This is a genomic window from Humibacillus xanthopallidus (assembly GCF_006717145.1).
In the GTDB taxonomy this organism is placed as follows: Bacteria; Actinomycetota; Actinomycetes; order Actinomycetales; family Dermatophilaceae; genus Humibacillus; species Humibacillus xanthopallidus.
Genome location: NZ_VFQF01000001.1, coordinates 948814 through 966967 on the forward strand (window position 1 = coordinate 948814; position 18154 = coordinate 966967).

Sequence of the window (18154 nt, forward strand, 5' to 3'; positions counted from 1 at the left end):
TCAGCGCACGATCTTGAAGTTGAACGCCGACGTGCCCAGGGCGCCCATCAGACGCAGCCACACCGGCAGGAGCATCTCGGTGCCTCGCGCGGTGCTGATGTCACCGAGGTCGATGACGTCGGTGTGGCCGAAGCTCTGGAGCAGCTCGATGACCGTCGTCTTCGCGGCCGCGTCGTCACCGGACACGAAGACCGACGAGTCCGCGCCGAGCTCCTTCGGGTTGACCATGAGGTTGGCGTTGAGCGTGTTGAGGGTCTTGACGACCCGGGCGCCAGGGAACGCTCGCTGGATCTGCTCGCCGAGCGAGTCGGTGTCCTTGACGAACAGGGTGGGCGGGAACCCCTTCGAGAAGTCGAGGGGGTTCGAGATGTCGATGAGGACCTTGCCGGCGAGGTTGTCCGCACCGGCCTGTTCCAGGGCAGGGAGGGCTCCCGAGCCACTCGTCGCGTTCACGACGAGCTCGGCACCCGCCGTCGCGTCCGAGAACGTCGCGAGGCGCACCTCGCCGTGCTCCGCAGCCCATGCGGACAGAGGTGGGTTGCCCATGCCGTCGGGCTCGGTGCGGGCGAGGGTCGCCTGCGGATCGCGGGTGCCGAGCGTGACGTCGTGGCCGAGGCCGGACAGTCGGGCGGCGATGGCCTGGCCGACCGTGCCGGTGCCGAGGACGGCGATCTTCATGACTTCTCCTGAACGAAGGACGTTGGGTAGACAGATCTGTCTTCCGAATTCCGACCCTACAGACAGATCTGTCTATCTGCAAGGTATGCTCGGTGCGAGAGGTTCGCCTGCGTCGAGGAGTTCTCGTGTCCGCCACCACCCAGACCCGCCCGCCCAGCGCCGCGCGTCAGCGCATCCTCGACGCCGCCTTCGTGCTCTTCTACGCTCGGGGCATCCGCGCAGTCGGGATCGACCTGATCATCGCCGAGTCCGGTGTCGCCAAGGCCACCTTCTACAAGCACTTCCCGGCCAAGGACGATCTCGTGGTGGCCTACCTCGACAAGGTCGACGCCATCTGGACGTCCCAGCTCAAGGAGGCGGCCGAGGCTGCGGGCGCCGACCCGGCGAGCCAGCTCGTCGGGCTCTTCGACGCGCTGTCGAGCGCCTGCCGCCGCGACGGCTACCGAGGCTGTGCCTTCATCAACGCCGCGGCCGAGTCCCAGCCCGGAACCGCTGTCCACGACCGCACGGTCAGGCACAAGGGCGCCGTGCTCGAGTGGGTGCGAGACCTGGCGCGATCCGCCGGAGCCCCCGATCCCGAGTCCCTGGCGCGCTCGCTGACCCTGCTCCTCGACGGCGGGCTGGCCAGCGGGGCGCTCGATGCCAGCCCCGAGGCGCCGGCCGTGGCCAAGGCGTCGGCCGGCGCCCTCGTGGCCGCTGCCCTCCGTCCCACACCGCCGCCCACGTGACTGTCGGTCATCGACCTCCGAGAGGAGTGCGCCGGTCGGTGTGTCCCGCTGAGTCCTCATGGTTTCTCACGTCATCGGGACCTTGGACCCGGGCCTGCTGGTCCGGGCGGCCGCACCATGGGGGTGACGTCGTGGTCAGCAGCGGCGCCCCAGCAGCAGCCTCGGAAGGAGGACCTCATGCAGACGATCAAGGCGGCCGCAGCCGAGTTCCTGGCACACCGGCGCATCGCCGTCACAGGAGTCTCCCGCAACGCGGCAGACCATGGCAGCAACGTCGTCTACAAGCGCCTGAAGGAACGCGGCTACGACGTGTTCGCCGTGAACCCCAACGCCGACCATGTCGAGGGGGACACCTGCTACCCGGACCTGCAGTCCATCCCGGGTGGTGTCGAGGCCGTCGTCATCGGCACCCGTCCCGAGCGGGCCCAGGTCACCGTCGACGAGTGCGAGAAGCTCGGCATCACCGAGATCTGGATGCACCGCGCCTTCGGTGCAGGCAGTGTCTCGCCGGAGGCTGCCGACTACGCCCGACAGCACGGCATGACGGTGATCGACGGCGGTTGCCCCCTGATGTTCGATCCCACCTCGGACTCCGGCCACCGGGCCATGCGGTGGGCCCTCACCCTCAACGGCCACGTGCCGCGCAAGGTGTGACGCGCAGGGTCCGACGGTTCTCTGGCGCGGGGTGGCTCGAACGCGGTTTCATGAGGGAGGCGTTCTTCGGCAGCGCGACACGAGCACAGGAGGTCGATCATGAGCAGACCGAACGTGGTGCCTGGTGATCCCTCCCACGTCTCCGTCGACGCGGGACGACTGTGGACCGGCGGCCTCGCCACTGCGTGCGTGGCGGCCCTCACCGCCTGGGTAGGGGTCCTCCTCGCCCAGGGAGTGCTGGATGTCAGCCTGGCCAAGACGGCCGTGGTCCTCGGCGTCAGCGACTCGCTGGGTCTCAACTATGCCGTGACTGCTTTCCTCGCCGCGCTCGCTGCCACCGGCCTTGCGCACCTCCTTTCGGTGACGACGCCGCGGCCTCGGTCGTTCTTCTCGTGGATCGTCGGGCTCGTCACGGCAGCGGCCATGATCCTGCCCTTCACCCGCGACGGCGCGACCGCGAGCAGGGTCGCGGCCAGCATCATCAACCTCGTGATCGGAGTGTGCATCGGGTCGTTGCTCACCGCGGTCCTCTCACGGACCGTCGTCGATCCGGAGCGTTCCTGGCAACGACGTTGACGACGGGGCGGTCCCGCTCGAGCGGGTGTGCCCCTGCGCGACAGCGATGCGTCTTACGACGCGCCCACTCAATGATCCTCAACGAGCGATGCCGGCAACCGCCAAGTTCGGTTGGCTGGCAGGGTGCAACCGTTCTCCAAGGCCTACCGCGGTCGTGACGCGTTCGCGTCGGCGACCAGACCGCCCATCACGACACGCTACGTGCCACTCGCCAGGTCCTTCTCGGGCTACTCGCGAGATCGGATGCGCACCGATGTCGTCGCCGGTGTCACCGTCGCGGCACTGGCCCTTCCCTCAGCCATGGCGTATGCCGTGCTGGCCGGAGTGCCCGTCAGCGCCGGGCTCTACGCCCTCTTGCTTCCGGTGCTCGCCTACGCGGTCTTCGGGTCGGCCCCGCGTGTCGTGGTCGGTCCCGAGGGAACGGTCTCGCTGCTCATCGCCACCGTGGTCGCGCCCCTGGCCGTCGGGGCGAGCACGCAGTATGCCGCCCTCACCGCACTTCTCGCGGTCATGGTCGGCATCGTCTTCCTCGTTGCCCGTCTGGCTCGCCTGGGCTGGATCGCCGACTACTTCTCGCAGGCGGTCCTCGTCGGCTACATCACCGGAGTCGCCGTCGTGCTGATCCTCGGCCAGCTCGGCAAGCTGCTCGGGCTGTCGAGCGACCAGAACGGAGCCGTGCGAGAGGCGGTCGACCTCGTCGCCCACGTCGGCAGCGCGAACCCGGCCACCGTCGTCGTCGGAGCGTGCTCCCTCGCGCTGCTCGTGGTCGCGGGTCTCGTCAGCCGGCGGATCCCCGGCGCGCTCATCGTCGTGCTGCTCGGCATCGCTGCTTCCTGGGGCCTCGACCTGGCCGCACGGGGCGTGTCGGTCACGGGACCCGTGCCCAGTGGCCTGCCGTCCCTCTCGTTTCCGGACCTCACCCGCGGTGATGTCGGGTCCCTCGTCGTCGCGGCGCTGGCCGTCTTCCTCGTTGCGTTCTCCGACTCCATCCTCACGGCTCGCTCCTTCGCCGCTCGCCACCACGAGGTCGTCGACGCCAACCAGGAGCTGCTGGCCTTCGGAGTCGCCCAGATCTCGGCGGGGGTCACGCAGAGCATGCCGGTCGGCACCAGCGGATCGCGAACGGCTGTCAACGACGACATGGGCGCGACGAGCCAGGTGAGCGGGCTCGCAGCGGCCGCGATGATCGGTGCCATCCTCATGTTCCTCACCGGGCCCATCGCCTACCTGCCATCGGCGGTCCTCGGCGCCGTCATCGTCTATGCGGGCGCGAAGCTGATTGATCCCACCCTGTGGCGGGAGCTCGCGCGAAGCAGTCGCGTCGAGGTCGTCATCGCGGCCATCACCGTGCTTTGCGTCGTGATGATCGGGGTCCTCCAGGCGATCGTCGTCGCCGTCCTGCTCTCCGTCGCCGACATCATCCGCCGGGCGGCACGCCCGGCGGATGCCGTGCTCGGATGGTCAGCCCGCGAGGACCGGTACGTCGACGTCGCCGACCAGCCCGATGCCGGGATCACTGCGGGGGTGGTCGTCTACCGCATCCAGGACCGGTTGTTCTTCGCCAATGCGCACTTCTTCAAGCGCCGGCTCTGGGCCGCGGTGGACGGCGCTCCCAAACCCGTTCGTCACGTGGTCCTTGACGGCTCGTTCATCAGTGACCTCGACGCCAGCGCAGAGGTTGCCCTGCGTGAGGTCATCGACGGACTGAGGGAGCGGAACATCGAGTTCCACCTGGCGAGAGCCGCGCAGGAGCTGCGGGACCGCCTGGACTCCGTCGGTCTGATCGAGGTGATCGGCGCTGACCACCTCCACGCAACCGTGACCGCCGCGGTCGACGCCTGCGGCGGCGCCGCCTAGCCTGCTGCCGCGGAGTGCCGCTGGCGCACCAGGATGAGGATGCTGACGACGAGCACCCAGGCGGGGAAGACGAGCGCGATCCACAGGCTGAGGTTGATGACGAGGAGCAGCACAGCCGCGAGGAGGTAGGTCGCCGCGGCCAGCCAGCGCGGCATGGAGCCCGTACGCAGCCAGATGGTGCCGAGCGAGATCATGAAGACGCCCGCCATGCGCAACGCGTAGACGTTGCCGACCTGGAGCATGACGGCGCGCCCGAAGGAGACGGTGTCACCGGCATACACGTGGCCCTCGCCTGCGCTGATGCCTGCGAGCAGGGCGCCGGCCACGGCCATCGACACGAAGACCATGGCGAGGAAGAGCAGACCGCTCCCCAGGAAGACCGAAGCGAAGAAGCGGTCCTCGAGCTCACCGAGCTGGTCACGGATGACACCGATGAACCAGAGAAAGGCGATGCCGGCAAAAGGCATGAGGGAGAGGGCGATCCGGATCCGGCCGCCGCCGCCCTCGTCCCACGGAGCCCCCGCGAAGGGGTCTTCCGGGGTCACCGACCGCAACAGGGCAAGGCTGGTCGAGAAGAGGAGCGCGAAGACAACCCCCGCGAAGCCCGCCGCCCTCGGGGTGCTGAGCCGACGGAGAGCCGCCCTCTCAGACACTCCGGCTCACCGCCGCCGTCGCCGTCGTGGGCAGCGTCATCGAGGTGGAGGCCGCCGCAGCCGCGGAGTCCTCGAGCGTGCCGCGTGCCGCCTGGTGCCGGCCCATGACGACGGCCATCACCACACCGAGGAAGCTGAATCCGGCCATCACCCATGAAGCGGTCGCAAGACCGGAGGCGAGTGCCTCGGACGCCGGTGCACCCTGCGTGGTGCGGCTAGCGATGACCGTTCCGTAGATCGTCGCGGCCAGTGCCGTCGCCACGGACGCCCCCACGTAGCGCGCCATGTTGGAGACGCCGGACGCCGACCCCACCTGCTCCACAGGGACGCAGGCGGTCGACGCCGACGACGCGGGCCCGTTCGACAGGCCCATCCCGACCGCGACGGCGACGAGCGGCAGCAGGAACGCCCGATACGCCCAGTCCGCATCCACGAGCCCGATGACAGCGAAGCCGACGGCGGTGACGAGGAAGCCGACACCGATCGTCTGTCGACCACCGAGGCGAGCCGTCAGACGCGGCACCGCCGCAGAGATGGCGACGAGCCCCACCGTGGCGGGCAGGGTCGCCAACCCGGCCTGGAGAGTGGTGAACCCGAGTGCGTCGGGACTCTGGAAGTAGAGGCTGAGGAGGTACATCAGCGCGTTGATCGTGCCGGCGCCGATGAGGATGGCGACCGTCGATCCGACGAGGATGCGGTTGCGCAACAGGGCGAGGTCGAGCATGGGCACGGCCACGCGCCGCTCGACGGCGACGAAGGCGAAGGCGGCGCCCACCCCGATGGCGATGCACGCGAGGGTCGCCAGCGACACCCAGCCCCAGTCACCGCCCTTGCTGAGGGCGAGGATGAGCGGGCCGAGGGTGAGCGCGATCAGTGCCGAGCCGGCGTAGTCGATGGAGTGCGACCGGGTGGGGTCGCGCGACTCGGACACCTTCCGGGCGGTGATGAGGATGCACGCGGCTCCGATGACGGCATCGACCCAGAAGAGTCCCTGCCACCCCATGAAGGTCACGAGCACGCCGCCCATGAGCGGTCCGGCTGCGGCGCCGACGGCGGCTGCGGCGCCCCACAACGAGACCGCCCGCAGCTGCGCCTCACCGCTGTTCGCAACGGAGAGCAGGCTGAGCCCGCACGCGAGGATGGTGGCGCCCGCGGCTCCCTGGATGAAGCGCCCGGCGATGACGGCCCCTCCCGAGGATGACAGCGCGATGAGGATGCAGGACACGACGAAGAGGATGAGGCCGAGCTGGAAGACCCGCCTGCGACCGAAGACGTCACCGAGCGATCCGGAGGTCACGATGACGGCCGCTCCGACGAGGGAGTAGCCGGTCACCGCCCACTGGAGCGTCGTGACATCCGTGCCCGTGTCGGCGCTGATCGCCGGCAGCAGGATGCTCACCGCCGACGTGTTGGCGTTGACCACGAACGTCGACAGGCACGTTGCAGCCAGCACGCCCCCTGCCCCTGCGGCCGCCCGTCCTGCTGCGGCGCCCTCGGACGCCGCTGACGGGGTCGTTGCTGACATGGCCACTCCCTCCCTCCAGCCGCAGGCGGCTCGCCTGCCGCTTCGAACCTACGACGCGGTGGGTTGGTCCAGAGTCACCCGTCGAGGATGACTCCTGTCGCAGGAGAGCGGGCCAGAGTTGTCGTGTGGCGCTTGACGGTGAACCGACACCCGGGGCCCCGGCCTCGACCGCCGACCGGGTGAGGTCGGCGAGGCACCACCTGTGGCAGCGCGTTGCCCGCGTTGCGCAGCGACACCTCGGCCCTCTCGCACCTGCCGAGGATCTCGAGCCCGAGCCAGTCGTGCCCCCTCCGCCCGAAGCCGTCCTGGAGCTGCTGCGTCACCTCGGGGTCGCGCTGTCGAGGGCTGGAGACGCGACCGAGCGGGTCACGCAGATCCTCGGTGAGGTGGCGGCGGTGTATGCCGTGAGCGGCGTCACCTTCTTCGTCGTCCCCACCGGGGTCTTCGTCCGGATCGAGACGGGCAGCTCCAGCCAGATGGACTTCGAGGCCGGCAGCAGTGAGCCGCTCAGGCTTGACCAGGTCGACGCGCTCTACCGCTTGATCGACGACATCCGTCATGGCCTCGTGGACGCCGAAACCGCCGGTGCGCGGCTTTCGGACGTGCTCACGTCTGAGCCGCGGTTCGGGGGAGCAGTGACCGTGCTCGCAAGTGGGGTCCTCACCGTCGGTCTGGGATTGATGCTCAACCCAAGGCCCAGCGCGCTTCTCGCGTTCGTCGTCATCGGCCTCCTCGTCGGCGGGCTGCGATGGTGGGCCGGCCGCGAGCCGATGCTGGCTCTCGTCCTGCCCGTCGTCGCGGCCACCGTGGTCACGGGTGTCGTCTTCCAATGGGTGGCTCCAGCCCTCGACGCGCCACCCCTCGAGATCGTCATTCCGTGCCTGGTGACCTTTCTGCCCGGAGCAGCGCTCACCATGGCGACGGTAGAGCTGGCGACCGGAGACATGCTGGCGGGATCTGCACGGCTCGTCTACGGGCTCGAACGCCTGCTGATCCTGACGTTCGGCATCGCACTGGGTGCGGAGATCGCAGGCTTTCCGCCCATCGTGGGCCACGCCACCCCGACTTTGGGACCGTGGGCTCCCTGGGTCGGCGTGCTCGTCTTCGGTGTCGGACAGTTCTTCGCCTCGTCTGCGCCGCGCAGGACCTTGGGGTGGCTGCTCGTCGTGCTGTACGTCGCCTACGGCGTGCAGGCGCTCTCGGGCCGCGTCCTCGGCACGCTGGGCGCCAGCTTCCTCGCGGCCGCCGTGGTCCTGCCGGTCTGCTACGCCATCCAGAGCAGGCGCAGCGGGCCGCCCGTGCCGGTCACCTTCCTGCCGGCCTTCTGGTTGCTGGTGCCGGGTGCCCTTGGCCTCCAAGGGGTGGCTCAGATCGTGGGGGCCGATCAGGCCGCCGGCTTGGGCGACTTCCTCAATGCTCTGCTGTCGATTGTGGCGATCGCCGTCGGCGTCGTCGTGGGCTCGGGCCTGTCCGAGCGCATCGGCCGGGCCACCTCGACGTGGCGGGGGATCTGACGTCGTGACACGGATCGCCCCGTCACGTGACCGATCGGTCTGACGCAGGCCCCCACCGAACGAGAGGATGAGACGTGCTCACCACGTTGTCGGGGCAACCCGTCCTGCTCCTCGCCATCCTGCTGCTCCTCGGCGCCCTGCTCGGTCACGTCAGGCTGGGCGGCGTCGCCATCGGCCCGGCAGCAGTTCTCTTCGCCGCCATCGCCGTGTCGGCGCTCGGAGTCGCGAACGGGGTGAAGCTCGAGATCCCAGAGGCGGTGGGCACCCTCGGCCTCGTGCTCTTCACGTACACCATTGGAATCGTCTCGGGGCCGAGCTTCTTCGCCTCGCTCCGTCGTGGCTGGCCCGTGATGCTCTCCGTCGTGGCCACCTTCGTGCTGGTTGCCCTCGTCGCCGTCCTCGTCGGACGAGCTCTGGGTCTCACGTCGCCCGTGGTCGCCGGGACCTTCGCCGGCGGACTGACCAACACCCCGGCTCTCGCGGCCGCGACCGAGCGGGCGGCCGACCCGGCTGGCCCGACGATCGGCTACTCCATCGCCTATCTCTGGGGCGTCATCGGCATGCTCCTCGCAGCGTCGTGGTCGCTGCGGCACCGTGGCCACGAGGCGCCTCCGAGCGAGCCGCTCGTCAACCAGACCATCCGCACGGAGCGGGCCGACGGGCTGCTGCTCTCGGACGTCGAGGAGCGCTACGGGCAGCGGGTGACGTTCTCGCGGCTCAAGCACGGCCACTTCGCCAGCCCGACCGTCGTGGCCGGCGACGACGAGCGCCTCGGCCCGAACGACCTCGTCACCGTCGTCGGTCCTCGCGACCTCGTCGACCAGGTGACCGCAGAGCTCGGCCACCAGTCGTCGCACGACATCGTCAGCGAGCACGGGGAGCTCGACTACCGCCGGGTCACCGTCTCCAACGAGGCCCTTGCCGGACGTTCTGTCGGAGCGCTCGACCTCGAAGGCCGCTTCGGTGCGCACATCAGCCGGGTCCGGCGTGCCGACATCGACCTCGTCGCCGCACCGGACTTCGTCCTGCAGATGGGCGACCGGGTGCGCGTCACCGCCCCCGCCGAACGAATGAAGGAGGCCGGCACCTTCCTCGGCGACTCGGACCGGGGGATGTCCGACATCAACCCGGGTGGCTTCGCGCTGGGGCTCTCGCTCGGCCTGCTCATCGGGCTGGTGCACATCCCCCTGCCGGGTGGGGGATTCGCGCTCGGCGCCGCGGCCGGCACCCTGCTCACCGGCCTCGTCTTCGGGCGCCTGGGACGCATCGGTCCGGTCGTGACGTCGATGTCGAACGGTGCGGCACAGTCCCTCTCCTACTTCGGCATGATCACCTTCCTCGCGTATGCCGGCACCCGGGCGGGGGAGCGCATCGTCGGGGCGATCGGCTCCGACGTCGGGTGGAAGGTGGCGGTGCTCGGCTTCCTCATCACGACCCCGGCCGCGCTGCTGCTCCTCCTCGCCGGACGACTGCTCCACCGCATGGGTGGCACGGAGCACGCCGGGATGCTGGCCGGCGCCCAGACGCAGCCGGCCATCCTCGCCTTCGCCAACGACCGCACCGGCTTCGACACGAGGGTGGGCCTCGGCTACGTGTTGGTCTATCCCATTGCGATGATCGCCAAGATCGTCATCGTGCAGGTGCTCGTCGGCCTCGGCTGACGAGCACCTGCACGATGACTGGCAAGACCGGCGGCAGTGCCTCTGTCAGTCGGAGCCGGTGCCGGCGGCGAGACGCTGGAGCAGCAGCGACTGAGCGACGATCAGCTTCTCGATCTCGCTGGGGTCGACACTCTCGTCCGACGCGTGGATGCGCGACGCGGCAACGTCTTCAGGCCCCCACAGGACGAACTCGGCTGCGGGAGCGGCCTGTTGGAGGGTGCGTAGCAGCGGGATGGACCCACCGCAGCCCGCCTCTCCCGCCGGCCGGCCGAAGGCATCGGACAGCGCTTGGCGGGCCGCGGCATACCCGGGCCCGTCGGTCGCGACGAGGAAGGGAGGGGCCTCCTTGGTCCGCTGGACCTCGACCTTGGCATCCCACGGCGCATGGGACTCGAGGTGCGCGACGAGGGCGTCGAGCTCCGTGGACGGCTCGGACCCGGGGACGATACGCATCGAGATCTTCGCCCTGGCCTCGGGGATGAGGACGTTGGACGAGGTTGCGATGTTCGTCATGTCGATGCCGATGGCGTTGACCGACGGGCGGGCCCAGAGGCGCCCCCCGACAGGACCGCTGCCCGTGAGCGCGACACCGTCCAGCACGTCGGCGCTGGAGCGCAGGTCCTCCTCGCTGAGGTCGTCGCCGTCCCAGACGCTCTCGGAGACACCGGCGATCGTGACGTTGCCCTCGTCGTCGTGCAGGGTCGACAGCAGTCGCGCCAGCGCCATCATGGCGTCCGGTGCTGGTCCCCCGAATACCCCTGAGTGCAAGGGGTGCTCGAGCGTGCGCACCGTGACGATGCACGCCACGTCGCCGCGCAGGGCGGTCGTCAGAGCGGGCTCACCGACCCTGAGGTTGCCCATGTCGCAGATGACGAAGAGATCGCAGGCGAAGAGCTCGGGGTGGGCCTCGACAAAGGCCTCGAGGTTGCTCTCCGTCTCCTCCATACCCTCGAGGATGAGCTTGACGGTGCACGGCGGCCTGCCGTCGAAGACCCGCAGCGTGCCGAGGTGGCTCACGAGGCCGCTGATGTCGTCGGCGGCGCCGCGTCCGTAGATGCGACCGTCCTCCTTGCGGGTGGGCGTCCACGGATCGCTCGTCCAGCCCTGCTCCGGAGGAGCGGGCTGCACGTCGTAGTGCGCGTAGAGCACGACCACCGGCGACCCGGGCGGTCCCTCGATCTCTCCGTAGATGGGGGGATAGCCCGACGGCACGTCCATCAGCTGGGCGTTCGTGAAGCCGGCGTCGCGAAACATCTGGAGGGTCACGTCGCCCATCTGGCGCACCGGCTCCTCGGGATAGCCGGGGAAGGCAATCGCCGGGATGGCGATCAGCTTCTCGAGGTCCTCGATGACGCCGGGCATCAGCTCACTGACGCGCTGGGAGATCTGGTCCTTGTCCATGCTTACTCCTTCGTGGGGTCAGGTTCCGTCACAGAGCGGATCAGAAGAACACACCACCGATGAGGGCGCCGACCGCGATCGTGACGACCGACATGATGAGCATCGGGACGAAGAAGCTGTGGTCGAGCAGCTTCGTCCCGAGCTTCGTCGAACCGGTGAGGTCGAAGTTCGCGGCGGCGATCTGCGTGCCGTTGGCCGGCAGGGTGTAGACACCGCTGAGGGCTCCGGCCCACATACCGGTGACGACACCTGCGGGCAGTCCGGCCGCGAGGCCGATGGGCACGATGGTGCGGGTGGCGGTCGACTGGCTCGTCGTCAGAGCCGCGACGAGGAAGACTGCGAGCGCGAAGATGAACTCCCAGCTCGTCACCCAGCTGCCGATGGTGCTGACGATGTACTCCTCGTGCGCGGAGATGAAGGTCGCTGTGAGCCAAGCGATTCCGAAGAGCGCGATGGCGGAGATCATGCCGGCCTTGAAGACCGACTGGTCAGGGACCGTCTTCACGTCAGGCCGGCCGAGGAAGAGGATCACCACGCCGACGACGAACATCACCAGGACGATCGTCGTCGTCATGTCGATGGCCACGGCTTCCTCGCCCTCTGCTCCGAAGGCGGGCCGCAGTTGCGGGAACAGGCCGAAGATGACGATCGCGACGACGCCGAACAGGAAGGCCAACGCCGAGTTGCGCCCCTCCTTGGTGTAGGTGAGGTGGGAGGACGCGGACTCGCCGTCGGCGAGAAGCTGCGGCGCAGGGAGGTCGCCGGCAGTGATCTTCGCCTGGATCTCGGGGTCGTCATCGAGGTTCTTCCACATCCTGTTGACCACGAGTGACGTGACGACGATGCCGACGACACAGGACGGGATGGTGATCGCGAGGATCTGGGTGAGACCGAGGTTGTACGGCGCCACGTCGGTGAGCGTCAGCATCGCCGCCATCGCGGCCGACACGGGCGATGCGGCCAGAGCCATTCCTGACTGCACGACCGTCACCGTGAGCGGCCGTGAGGGACGGATGCGGTTCTTGTACGAGACGTCGTAGATGACCGGGAGCAGCGGGTAGATGATGTTGCTCGTGCCGGCTCCGATGGAGAAGAGGAAAGCAGTCAGGGGAGCGATGAGGGTGATCTGCTTGGGCCGCTTCTCGATGACCCCCGCCGCGACCGACACCATCCAGTCGATGCCACCTGCGGCCTGCATCATGGCGGCGGACGTGACCACGGCCAGGATGATGGCGAGGGCAGCCGCGGGCGGCTCACCCGGTGGCTCGCGGAAGACGAAGACGAGGACGAACGTGCCCAGGCCGCCCCAGAGCCCGACGCCCACGCCGCCGGCGCGAGTACCCATGACGATCGCCCCGAGCACGACGAGTGCTTCGAGCACGAAACTGACGCTCATCTCGGTTCCTTCCTGATGGTCTGCGCGGCCGACGTCAGCCGGTCGGGCACTGGGTGGCGATCTTCTGGTTGAGGGTCGCGAAAGCACCGCGCAGCTCGGTGAGTGCGGTGTTGATCTCGGGGGCCACCGTCTCGAGGGACGCGCTGCCTGCGGAGTCCACCGACTGCTTGAAGGTCACGAGCTTCGCCCGCAGGTCGGAGATGACGGTGTCGTAGCGCCCCTCGGTGACGGCCTGCAGCCGGTCGAGCTTGGCCAGCGCCGTGTCGACCTTGGCACTCAGCTGTTGGAGCGCGGCCCCGTCGGGCTTGGCCGTCTGAACCTGGGAGACTGCCGCGGTGAGGTCCTTGGCCTTCGCGCAGAGATTCTGGGCCGAGGGCGTGGCGCCGCTGCAGCCGGCCACGAGAAGGCTGGCTGCAACGGCCGCAGCAGCTGCCAGCCGGCGTGCGGTGTCACGTCTGGTGAGAGCGGACATCACTCACGCCAGGGCCTTGGCCTTGATCGCCGCGAACTCCTCCGGCGTGATGGCTCCCGAGTCGAGCAGCGCCTTGGCCTGGGCGAGCTGTTCGACGCCCGACGATCCCGACGACGGCGCGGCCACGCTGCGGATGTAGTCCTCCTGCGCCGACACCATCTCGGCATTGCGCTTCATCGTCCGCGCAGCCATTCCCTTGCCCCTGACGATGAGGTAGACGAGCGCGGAGATGATGTTGGCGAAGATGAGCGCGAGGACCCACAGCGCCTTGGCGAACCCGCCCAGCTCGTCGTCACGGAAGAGGTCGCCGAAGATCTGGAAGAGAACCATCAGGTACGCGACGAAGAAGAACCACCACACGAGCAACCAGAAATAGCTCCAGAAGTCCATGACGATGACATCCTTTCGATGCGGCGTGCGACGGCCGCGTTCGGGGGAACGAGCTCCTACAGCTCCTCACTGTCATCGGACGGCCGGTCCGGGTCGTCACTCTCCGAGGACGAGATCGCCTCGGGCCCCGCATCATCCGCGAGCCGCGCGGCAGACGGCCTGGGCGCGAGGTGGGTCGAGACCACCTCGAGGCCGAGGGCGGTGAGCGTGGAGATCACCCCCACCAGCTCCTGGCTGTCGTGCACGGTCACCGACAGCGTCGTGCGCTCTCCGTCGCTCTCCGAGAACGACGCATACGGCCACACGTCACGCTCGTCCACCATGCCTCGCACGACGACAACTGCTCGCATGCTCGACCTCCGATGCAGCGCAGGGACTCCCGTACGGTCAGCATGGCGAGGTCCCAGTGCTGGCGCGTCATCCCATTCAGACGAGATCGGTCGCACCTGCTCGAAGGTCATTGCCCCACGGTGGGAGAAGAGCGGAGCAGTCGTCAGTAGAGGTCGAGCTCAGCCGCGCGCCGGATCGCCGAGCGGCGGTTGTTGACGCCGAGCTTGCGGTAGATGTGCGCGATGTGGGTCTTCGTCGTGTGGACGGAGATGAACTCCGCGTCCGCGATCTCGGTGTTGGTGAGGTTGGTGGCGAGGTAGCGCAGGATCACCTGTTCACGGTCGGTCAGCTGCTCGGACCACGCCGTGATGTGGTGCTGCCCTGGCTCGGCAAGGCGGCTCAGCACCTGAGTCACCACCTCGGGGTGACTCGTGCCGTGCACGAGGTGCCTCTTCAACAGCCCTGCCAGCTCGTGGCCCGCGAAGAGGAAGGGCCCGTAGAGGCCGTCGGGCTCGGCTGCGGCGAGGGCCTTCTCGAGCGCGAGGTGGGCGTCCTCCTTGCCCAGCACCGCGAGGGCCTCGGCCTCGACGCACCGCGAGAGGCACTCGACCTGCACGGGCCTGCCGTCCCCCTCAGCCGTCGCGCGCTCGAGCGCCGACAGGGCCTCCACCGGGTGCCCGGCTCGCAGCAGGACGCTCGCGCGGAGGGCGGGGGCCAGCGGGTAGTCGGGGCCGGGAGGGGGCTCGAGGGCGAGCTCCACGGCGAGGTCCGGCTTGCGCTCTGCCCACACGAGCATCGCCTCGACCCCGGCCAGCATCGTGGGCCACCACGCCGGCGCGCCACCCGCCTCGATCAGGTCGGCGATCTGCACCATGCTGGCGCGTGCCGCACCGAGGTCCCGTAGGGCGAGGCAGGTCTTCGCGTGGTAGTTGAGGCACAGTCCGCGCAGCTCCCAGTCGAAGGGGAGCAGCATGGACAGGCCGCGTTCGAGCTGGGCCCTCGCCTCGTGGAGGTGGCCGCGCCAGTAGTCGAGCCAACCGAGGTAGACCACTGCCGGCGCGAGCGTCGTCAGGCCGACCCAGGCGTTGGCCTCGGCCTTGGCCAGGACCTCCACCGCGCGGTCGTGGACTTCGCTCAGGCGCCCTTCCGAGAAGGCGGGGATGCAGGACTCCGCCAGCGCCGTGAGCTCGAGCGCAGACAGCCCGAGCGCCGACGCCGTGCGCGCGGAGGTGCCGAGCATGTCGACAGCCGCCGCGACATGGTTCTGCATCCGGGACTCACCCATGCCGACGAGCACCTGGACCGACGCCAGGACGACAGGGTCGATCGCCGGGTGCTCGACAGCGGACTGCTCGAGCATCGCGAGGCCTGCCTGCCCTGCAGCACCCAGCCCCAGGTCGCAGGCGGTGACGAGCAGCTCGACGAGCGCCGTCCGCTCCTCGAGCCTGAGCCGCTCGCGCTCGGGGAGGCCGGCGGACCCGAGGCATGCAGCGTCGAGCTCGGCGCGCGCGACCGCGACCTCACCCATCTGCACGGACACGAGCGCCTTCGCCAGATGCGCATCGGCGCACCAGGCCGACACGTGGGGCAGCCGGTCGACGGCGGACAGCACGGCGTCGACCCGCCCCTGCATCAGCAGCTCGAGCCAGCTCGCGGAGAAGATCTCGGAGGCGAGACCTCCGTCACCGCCCGCGAGGGCGTGCCCGATCGCCGCCGGGGCGTCGACCGATCTCCACCAGTTCGCTGCGGTCACGTGCAGCCGGGCTGCACGCTCGGGGTGCTCCGCTGCCAGGCGGCGCTGGGCGTGAGCGGCGAAGAGTGGGTGCCAGCGGTACCACTGGCCCTGTTGCCCCGCATCGCCGCGCGAGAGGAAGAGCCCTGCGGCGAGGCACGATTCGAGCATCGCTCCCGCCGTCCCGGTGCCCCGGACCGCGTCGACGAGGGGCGGGCAGACCTCCTCGTCGAGAGTGCTCTCGAGGACGAACTGCCTCAGCTCGGGCGTCAGGGAGGCGAGGACCTCGGTCGCGAGGTAGTCGGCCAGTGCCTGGTCGCGCCGCAGCTCCCGCGAGAGGTCCGCACTGGTGCCCCGGTGCCGGGTCGCGAGGATCGCCATGCGCACGCCTGCGGGCCACCCGTCCGTCGCCTGCTGGATCGTGGCGACCGCCCCGAGGTCGAGATCGAGCTGCGCCGCCCGCACGGCCGCTGCGGACTCCTCGAGGGTGAAGGCGAGGTCGTCGTGGGCGAGGTAGGTGAGCCGGTCCTCGAGTCGCAGCCGCTGCAGGCGAAGCGGCGGAACCACCCTGGCTGCCAGGGCGATTCGGAGGTTGGCGGGTGCCCACCTCAGGATGTGGTCGACGATCGAGGTGGAGCCGCTCGACCCGGAGAGGTGGTGGAGGTCGTCGAGGACGAGAAGGTGCGGGAGGGTGGAGTCGTAGAACGCCTCGAGGAGCGCATCCACGAGGGTGAGCGGTTCCGCCCGGAGCGACGACGCCCGCAGCTGCCCCGTCGGGTCGGCCAGGCACTCGATGTCGGCCAACGCACTCGCAGCGACGAGGTCACCCGCGAGGCGCACCGGATCCTTGTCCGAGTCGTCGACGGTGAGCCACACGGTGCCGTCGGGTGGCCGCCGTCGTGCCGCCGCTGCGAGCAGGGTCGTCTTGCCGTAACCCGCCATCCCTGCGAGGACCGTCACGGGCCGCGCGTCCATCAGCGGCACGAGGCCGGGACGCTCGATGAGCCCCACGGACGCCCCGGGTGGGGTCATCCGCACCTGGCGTGGTGCGACCATGGCCCTCCTCCTGAGCCCGCCGTCGCGAGTCATCCTCGCGGGTTGACGCGGCGAGCTGCTCGTGCATCGAGACTATGGCGCAACGACGCACAGGGCACGTCGAATCACGCTGCTTGTGACGATGGCGACGGTGAGGTGGAACATGCGCATGTACGAGATCGTCCTCGACGGCGAGCTGACCTCCGACCTGCCTGCGACGGCCGGACCGGTCGGCCGTCGACAGGAGGGCGGCTCGACGGTCCTCAGTGTTCCCGCGGCGGGCAGGGATGCCCTCGAGGAGGTGCTCGGCCTGCTCGAGTCGCTCGGCATCGGCATCACGGCGATGTCGGAGGTGGAGGCGCCTGCATGAGCAGGCCGAACCCGGCGGACGCAAGTCATCCGCCTCGGGTGATGCCCGCCCTCACGTGCGTGAGCGACGCTCAGGGCGTCAACCACTGCCGTCAAGGAGGCAAGACATGAGTGTGAACGTCGACGTGGGCCCGATCGACTTCCTGGCCCTCGAGTTCCCGGGAGCGCGTCTGAACGGTGAGGGGATGGCCATCATCGTCGATCTCGTCGAGCGAGGAATCATCCGCGTCCTCGACATGAGGGCAGTCCTGCGCAGCGAGGACGGCACCATCACGGCCGCCGCCATCACCGACCTCGACGGTGACGGGATCCTCGACCTCGCGGTCTTCGAGGGCGCCGAGTCCGGTCTCATCGACGAGGACGACATCAACGAGGCAGGCCAGCTCATCCAGCCCGGCGACGCCGTCGCGCTCCTCGTCTACGAGAACACCTGGGCGGGCCCCTTCGTCTCGGCCATGCGACGTGCCGGCGCCTCCGTCGTCGCCAGCGCCCGGATCCCCGCCGACGAGGTGATCGCCCGTCTCGAGGCCCTCGAGGCCCTCGAGGCGTCCGAGTCTTCCGAGTCCGCCCCGGACGCCGACTAGCCCGACCTCTCGCGTCGACCGATCCGGTCGGTGCACCCTTGAACCACCCCCTACGTCAGATCGAAGGAGCACACCATGGGACTTCTGCGTGGAGTTGCCAGGACCGCCGTCGTCGCGGGGACCGCGACCGCGGTGTCGAACCGCGTCTCTCGCCGCCAGGCCGGGCGGTGGGCCGCTCAGGAGCAGCAGGCCGCCCCGCCACAGGACTACCCGCCCCAGCAGCAGTATGCGGAGCCGCCGCCCCAGCAGTACGCGCCGCCGCCGCCAGAACCTGCTGGTGAGGCGGACGGCGGAGTGGATCTCGACGCTCTCAAGCAGCTCGGCGAGCTACGTGACGCCGGCGTCCTGACCGAGGCCGAGTTCCAGGTCCAGAAGGAGCGCATTCTCGCTCGGTGACTCGGCCTGATCTCGCCTCACCGGCGCCTCCGAGAGCGGTTTCGCGCGACGGCCACCTCTCCGCTATGGTCTTGCTCGCACCTGACGGAGCCCGCTCCGACCGGTGAGTGCGGACGTAGCTCAGTTGGTAGAGCGCAACCTTGCCAAGGTTGAGGTCGCCGGTTCGAGCCCGGTCGTCCGCTCCGTGAGATGTTGGGCCGCTC

Annotated in this window: 18 protein-coding genes and 1 tRNA gene; 10 read left to right on the plus strand and 9 right to left on the minus strand. The window is 69.4% G+C overall.

Annotation, left to right across the window (positions count from 1 at the left end; genetic code table 11):
* Entirely contained in the window at positions 1–678 is a 678-nt protein-coding gene (locus FHX52_RS04230; RefSeq protein WP_141820194.1) for an NADPH-dependent F420 reductase, read from the minus strand.
* A 125-nt stretch (positions 679–803) separates the two neighbouring features.
* Between FHX52_RS04230 and FHX52_RS04235 the strand changes: the two genes are divergently transcribed.
* The 4 genes from FHX52_RS04235 (at position 804) to FHX52_RS04250 (ending at position 4493) form a co-directional block, all read left to right on the plus strand.
* A complete protein-coding gene (locus FHX52_RS04235; protein ID WP_141820196.1) occupies positions 804–1406 on the plus strand; it encodes a TetR/AcrR family transcriptional regulator in 603 nt (200 codons plus the stop codon).
* Positions 1407–1583: 177 nt separating this feature from the next.
* Positions 1584–2060 carry a CoA-binding protein gene (locus tag FHX52_RS04240; RefSeq protein ID WP_141820198.1) on the plus strand — a complete coding sequence of 159 codons (477 nt, stop codon included), beginning with the start codon at positions 1584–1586 and terminating at the stop codon, positions 2058–2060.
* Between the two features lie 99 nt (positions 2061–2159).
* Positions 2160–2636, plus strand: a complete 477-nt coding sequence (locus FHX52_RS04245) for a DUF6069 family protein (RefSeq protein ID WP_141820200.1) — start codon at positions 2160–2162, stop codon at positions 2634–2636.
* A 123-nt stretch (positions 2637–2759) separates the two neighbouring features.
* Positions 2760–4493, plus strand: a complete 1734-nt coding sequence (locus FHX52_RS04250) for a SulP family inorganic anion transporter (protein ID WP_141820202.1) — start codon at positions 2760–2762, stop codon at positions 4491–4493.
* Here FHX52_RS04250 and FHX52_RS04255 read toward each other — a convergent pair.
* Together FHX52_RS04255 and FHX52_RS04260 are read right to left on the minus strand one after the other, a co-directional pair.
* Positions 4490–5146, minus strand: a complete 657-nt coding sequence (locus FHX52_RS04255; protein WP_141820205.1) for a hypothetical protein — start codon at positions 5144–5146, stop codon at positions 4490–4492. The genes FHX52_RS04250 and FHX52_RS04255 overlap by 4 nt on opposite strands.
* Positions 5139–6671 (minus strand): MFS transporter, encoded by a 1533-nt coding sequence (locus FHX52_RS04260; RefSeq protein WP_185747081.1) that lies wholly within the window; start codon positions 6669–6671, stop codon positions 5139–5141. Before FHX52_RS04260 ends, FHX52_RS04255 begins: the two co-directional genes overlap by 8 nt.
* 281 nt (positions 6672–6952) lie before the next feature.
* Between FHX52_RS04260 and FHX52_RS04265 the strand changes: the two genes are divergently transcribed.
* Both FHX52_RS04265 and FHX52_RS04270 read left to right on the plus strand, forming a co-directional pair.
* The gene (locus FHX52_RS04265; protein WP_246069608.1) at positions 6953–8185 is read left to right on the plus strand and encodes a threonine/serine exporter family protein; all 1233 of its coding nucleotides are present in this window, start codon (positions 6953–6955) and stop codon (positions 8183–8185) included.
* Positions 8186–8259: 74 nt separating this feature from the next.
* Complete coding sequence (locus tag FHX52_RS04270) at positions 8260–9846, plus strand: aspartate:alanine exchanger family transporter (RefSeq protein WP_141820207.1); 1587 nt, start codon at positions 8260–8262, stop codon at positions 9844–9846.
* A gap of 45 nt (positions 9847–9891) precedes the next feature.
* On the opposite strand, the gene FHX52_RS04275 is transcribed toward FHX52_RS04270, so the two are convergent.
* The 6 genes from FHX52_RS04275 to FHX52_RS04300 form a co-directional block, all read right to left on the minus strand.
* Positions 9892–11247 (minus strand): M20/M25/M40 family metallo-hydrolase, encoded by a 1356-nt coding sequence (locus FHX52_RS04275; protein WP_141820209.1) that lies wholly within the window; start codon positions 11245–11247, stop codon positions 9892–9894.
* Positions 11248–11287: 40 nt separating this feature from the next.
* Positions 11288–12643 carry an anaerobic C4-dicarboxylate transporter family protein gene (locus FHX52_RS04280; RefSeq protein WP_141820211.1) on the minus strand — a complete coding sequence of 452 codons (1356 nt, stop codon included), beginning with the start codon at positions 12641–12643 and terminating at the stop codon, positions 11288–11290.
* Positions 12644–12677: 34 nt separating this feature from the next.
* Positions 12678–13115, minus strand: coding sequence for a hypothetical protein (locus FHX52_RS04285; protein WP_141820213.1), 438 nt, complete (start codon positions 13113–13115; stop codon positions 12678–12680).
* A 3-nt stretch (positions 13116–13118) separates the two neighbouring features.
* Positions 13119–13505, minus strand: a complete 387-nt coding sequence (locus FHX52_RS04290; RefSeq protein ID WP_141820215.1) for an SHOCT domain-containing protein — start codon at positions 13503–13505, stop codon at positions 13119–13121.
* Between the two features lie 56 nt (positions 13506–13561).
* Positions 13562–13855 (minus strand): hypothetical protein, encoded by a 294-nt coding sequence (locus tag FHX52_RS04295; RefSeq protein WP_141820218.1) that lies wholly within the window; start codon positions 13853–13855, stop codon positions 13562–13564.
* A 143-nt stretch (positions 13856–13998) separates the two neighbouring features.
* Complete coding sequence (locus FHX52_RS04300) at positions 13999–16623, minus strand: winged helix-turn-helix domain-containing protein (RefSeq protein ID WP_141820220.1); 2625 nt, start codon at positions 16621–16623, stop codon at positions 13999–14001.
* Between the two features lie 142 nt (positions 16624–16765).
* On the opposite strand from FHX52_RS04300, the gene FHX52_RS04305 reads away from it, so the two are divergent.
* From FHX52_RS04305 to FHX52_RS04320, 4 genes are all read left to right on the plus strand, one after another.
* On the plus strand, positions 16766–16972 hold the full coding sequence (locus FHX52_RS04305; protein ID WP_141820222.1) for a hypothetical protein: 207 nt from the start codon (positions 16766–16768) through the stop codon (positions 16970–16972).
* Between the two features lie 106 nt (positions 16973–17078).
* Positions 17079–17555 (plus strand): DUF6325 family protein, encoded by a 477-nt coding sequence (locus tag FHX52_RS04310; protein WP_185747082.1) that lies wholly within the window; start codon positions 17079–17081, stop codon positions 17553–17555.
* 75 nt (positions 17556–17630) lie between these two features.
* Entirely contained in the window at positions 17631–17951 is a 321-nt protein-coding gene (locus FHX52_RS04315; RefSeq protein ID WP_141820224.1) for an SHOCT domain-containing protein, read from the plus strand.
* 109 nt (positions 17952–18060) lie between these two features.
* Positions 18061–18133 (plus strand) — tRNA-Gly (locus FHX52_RS04320).
* Positions 18134–18154 lie beyond the last annotated feature (21 nt).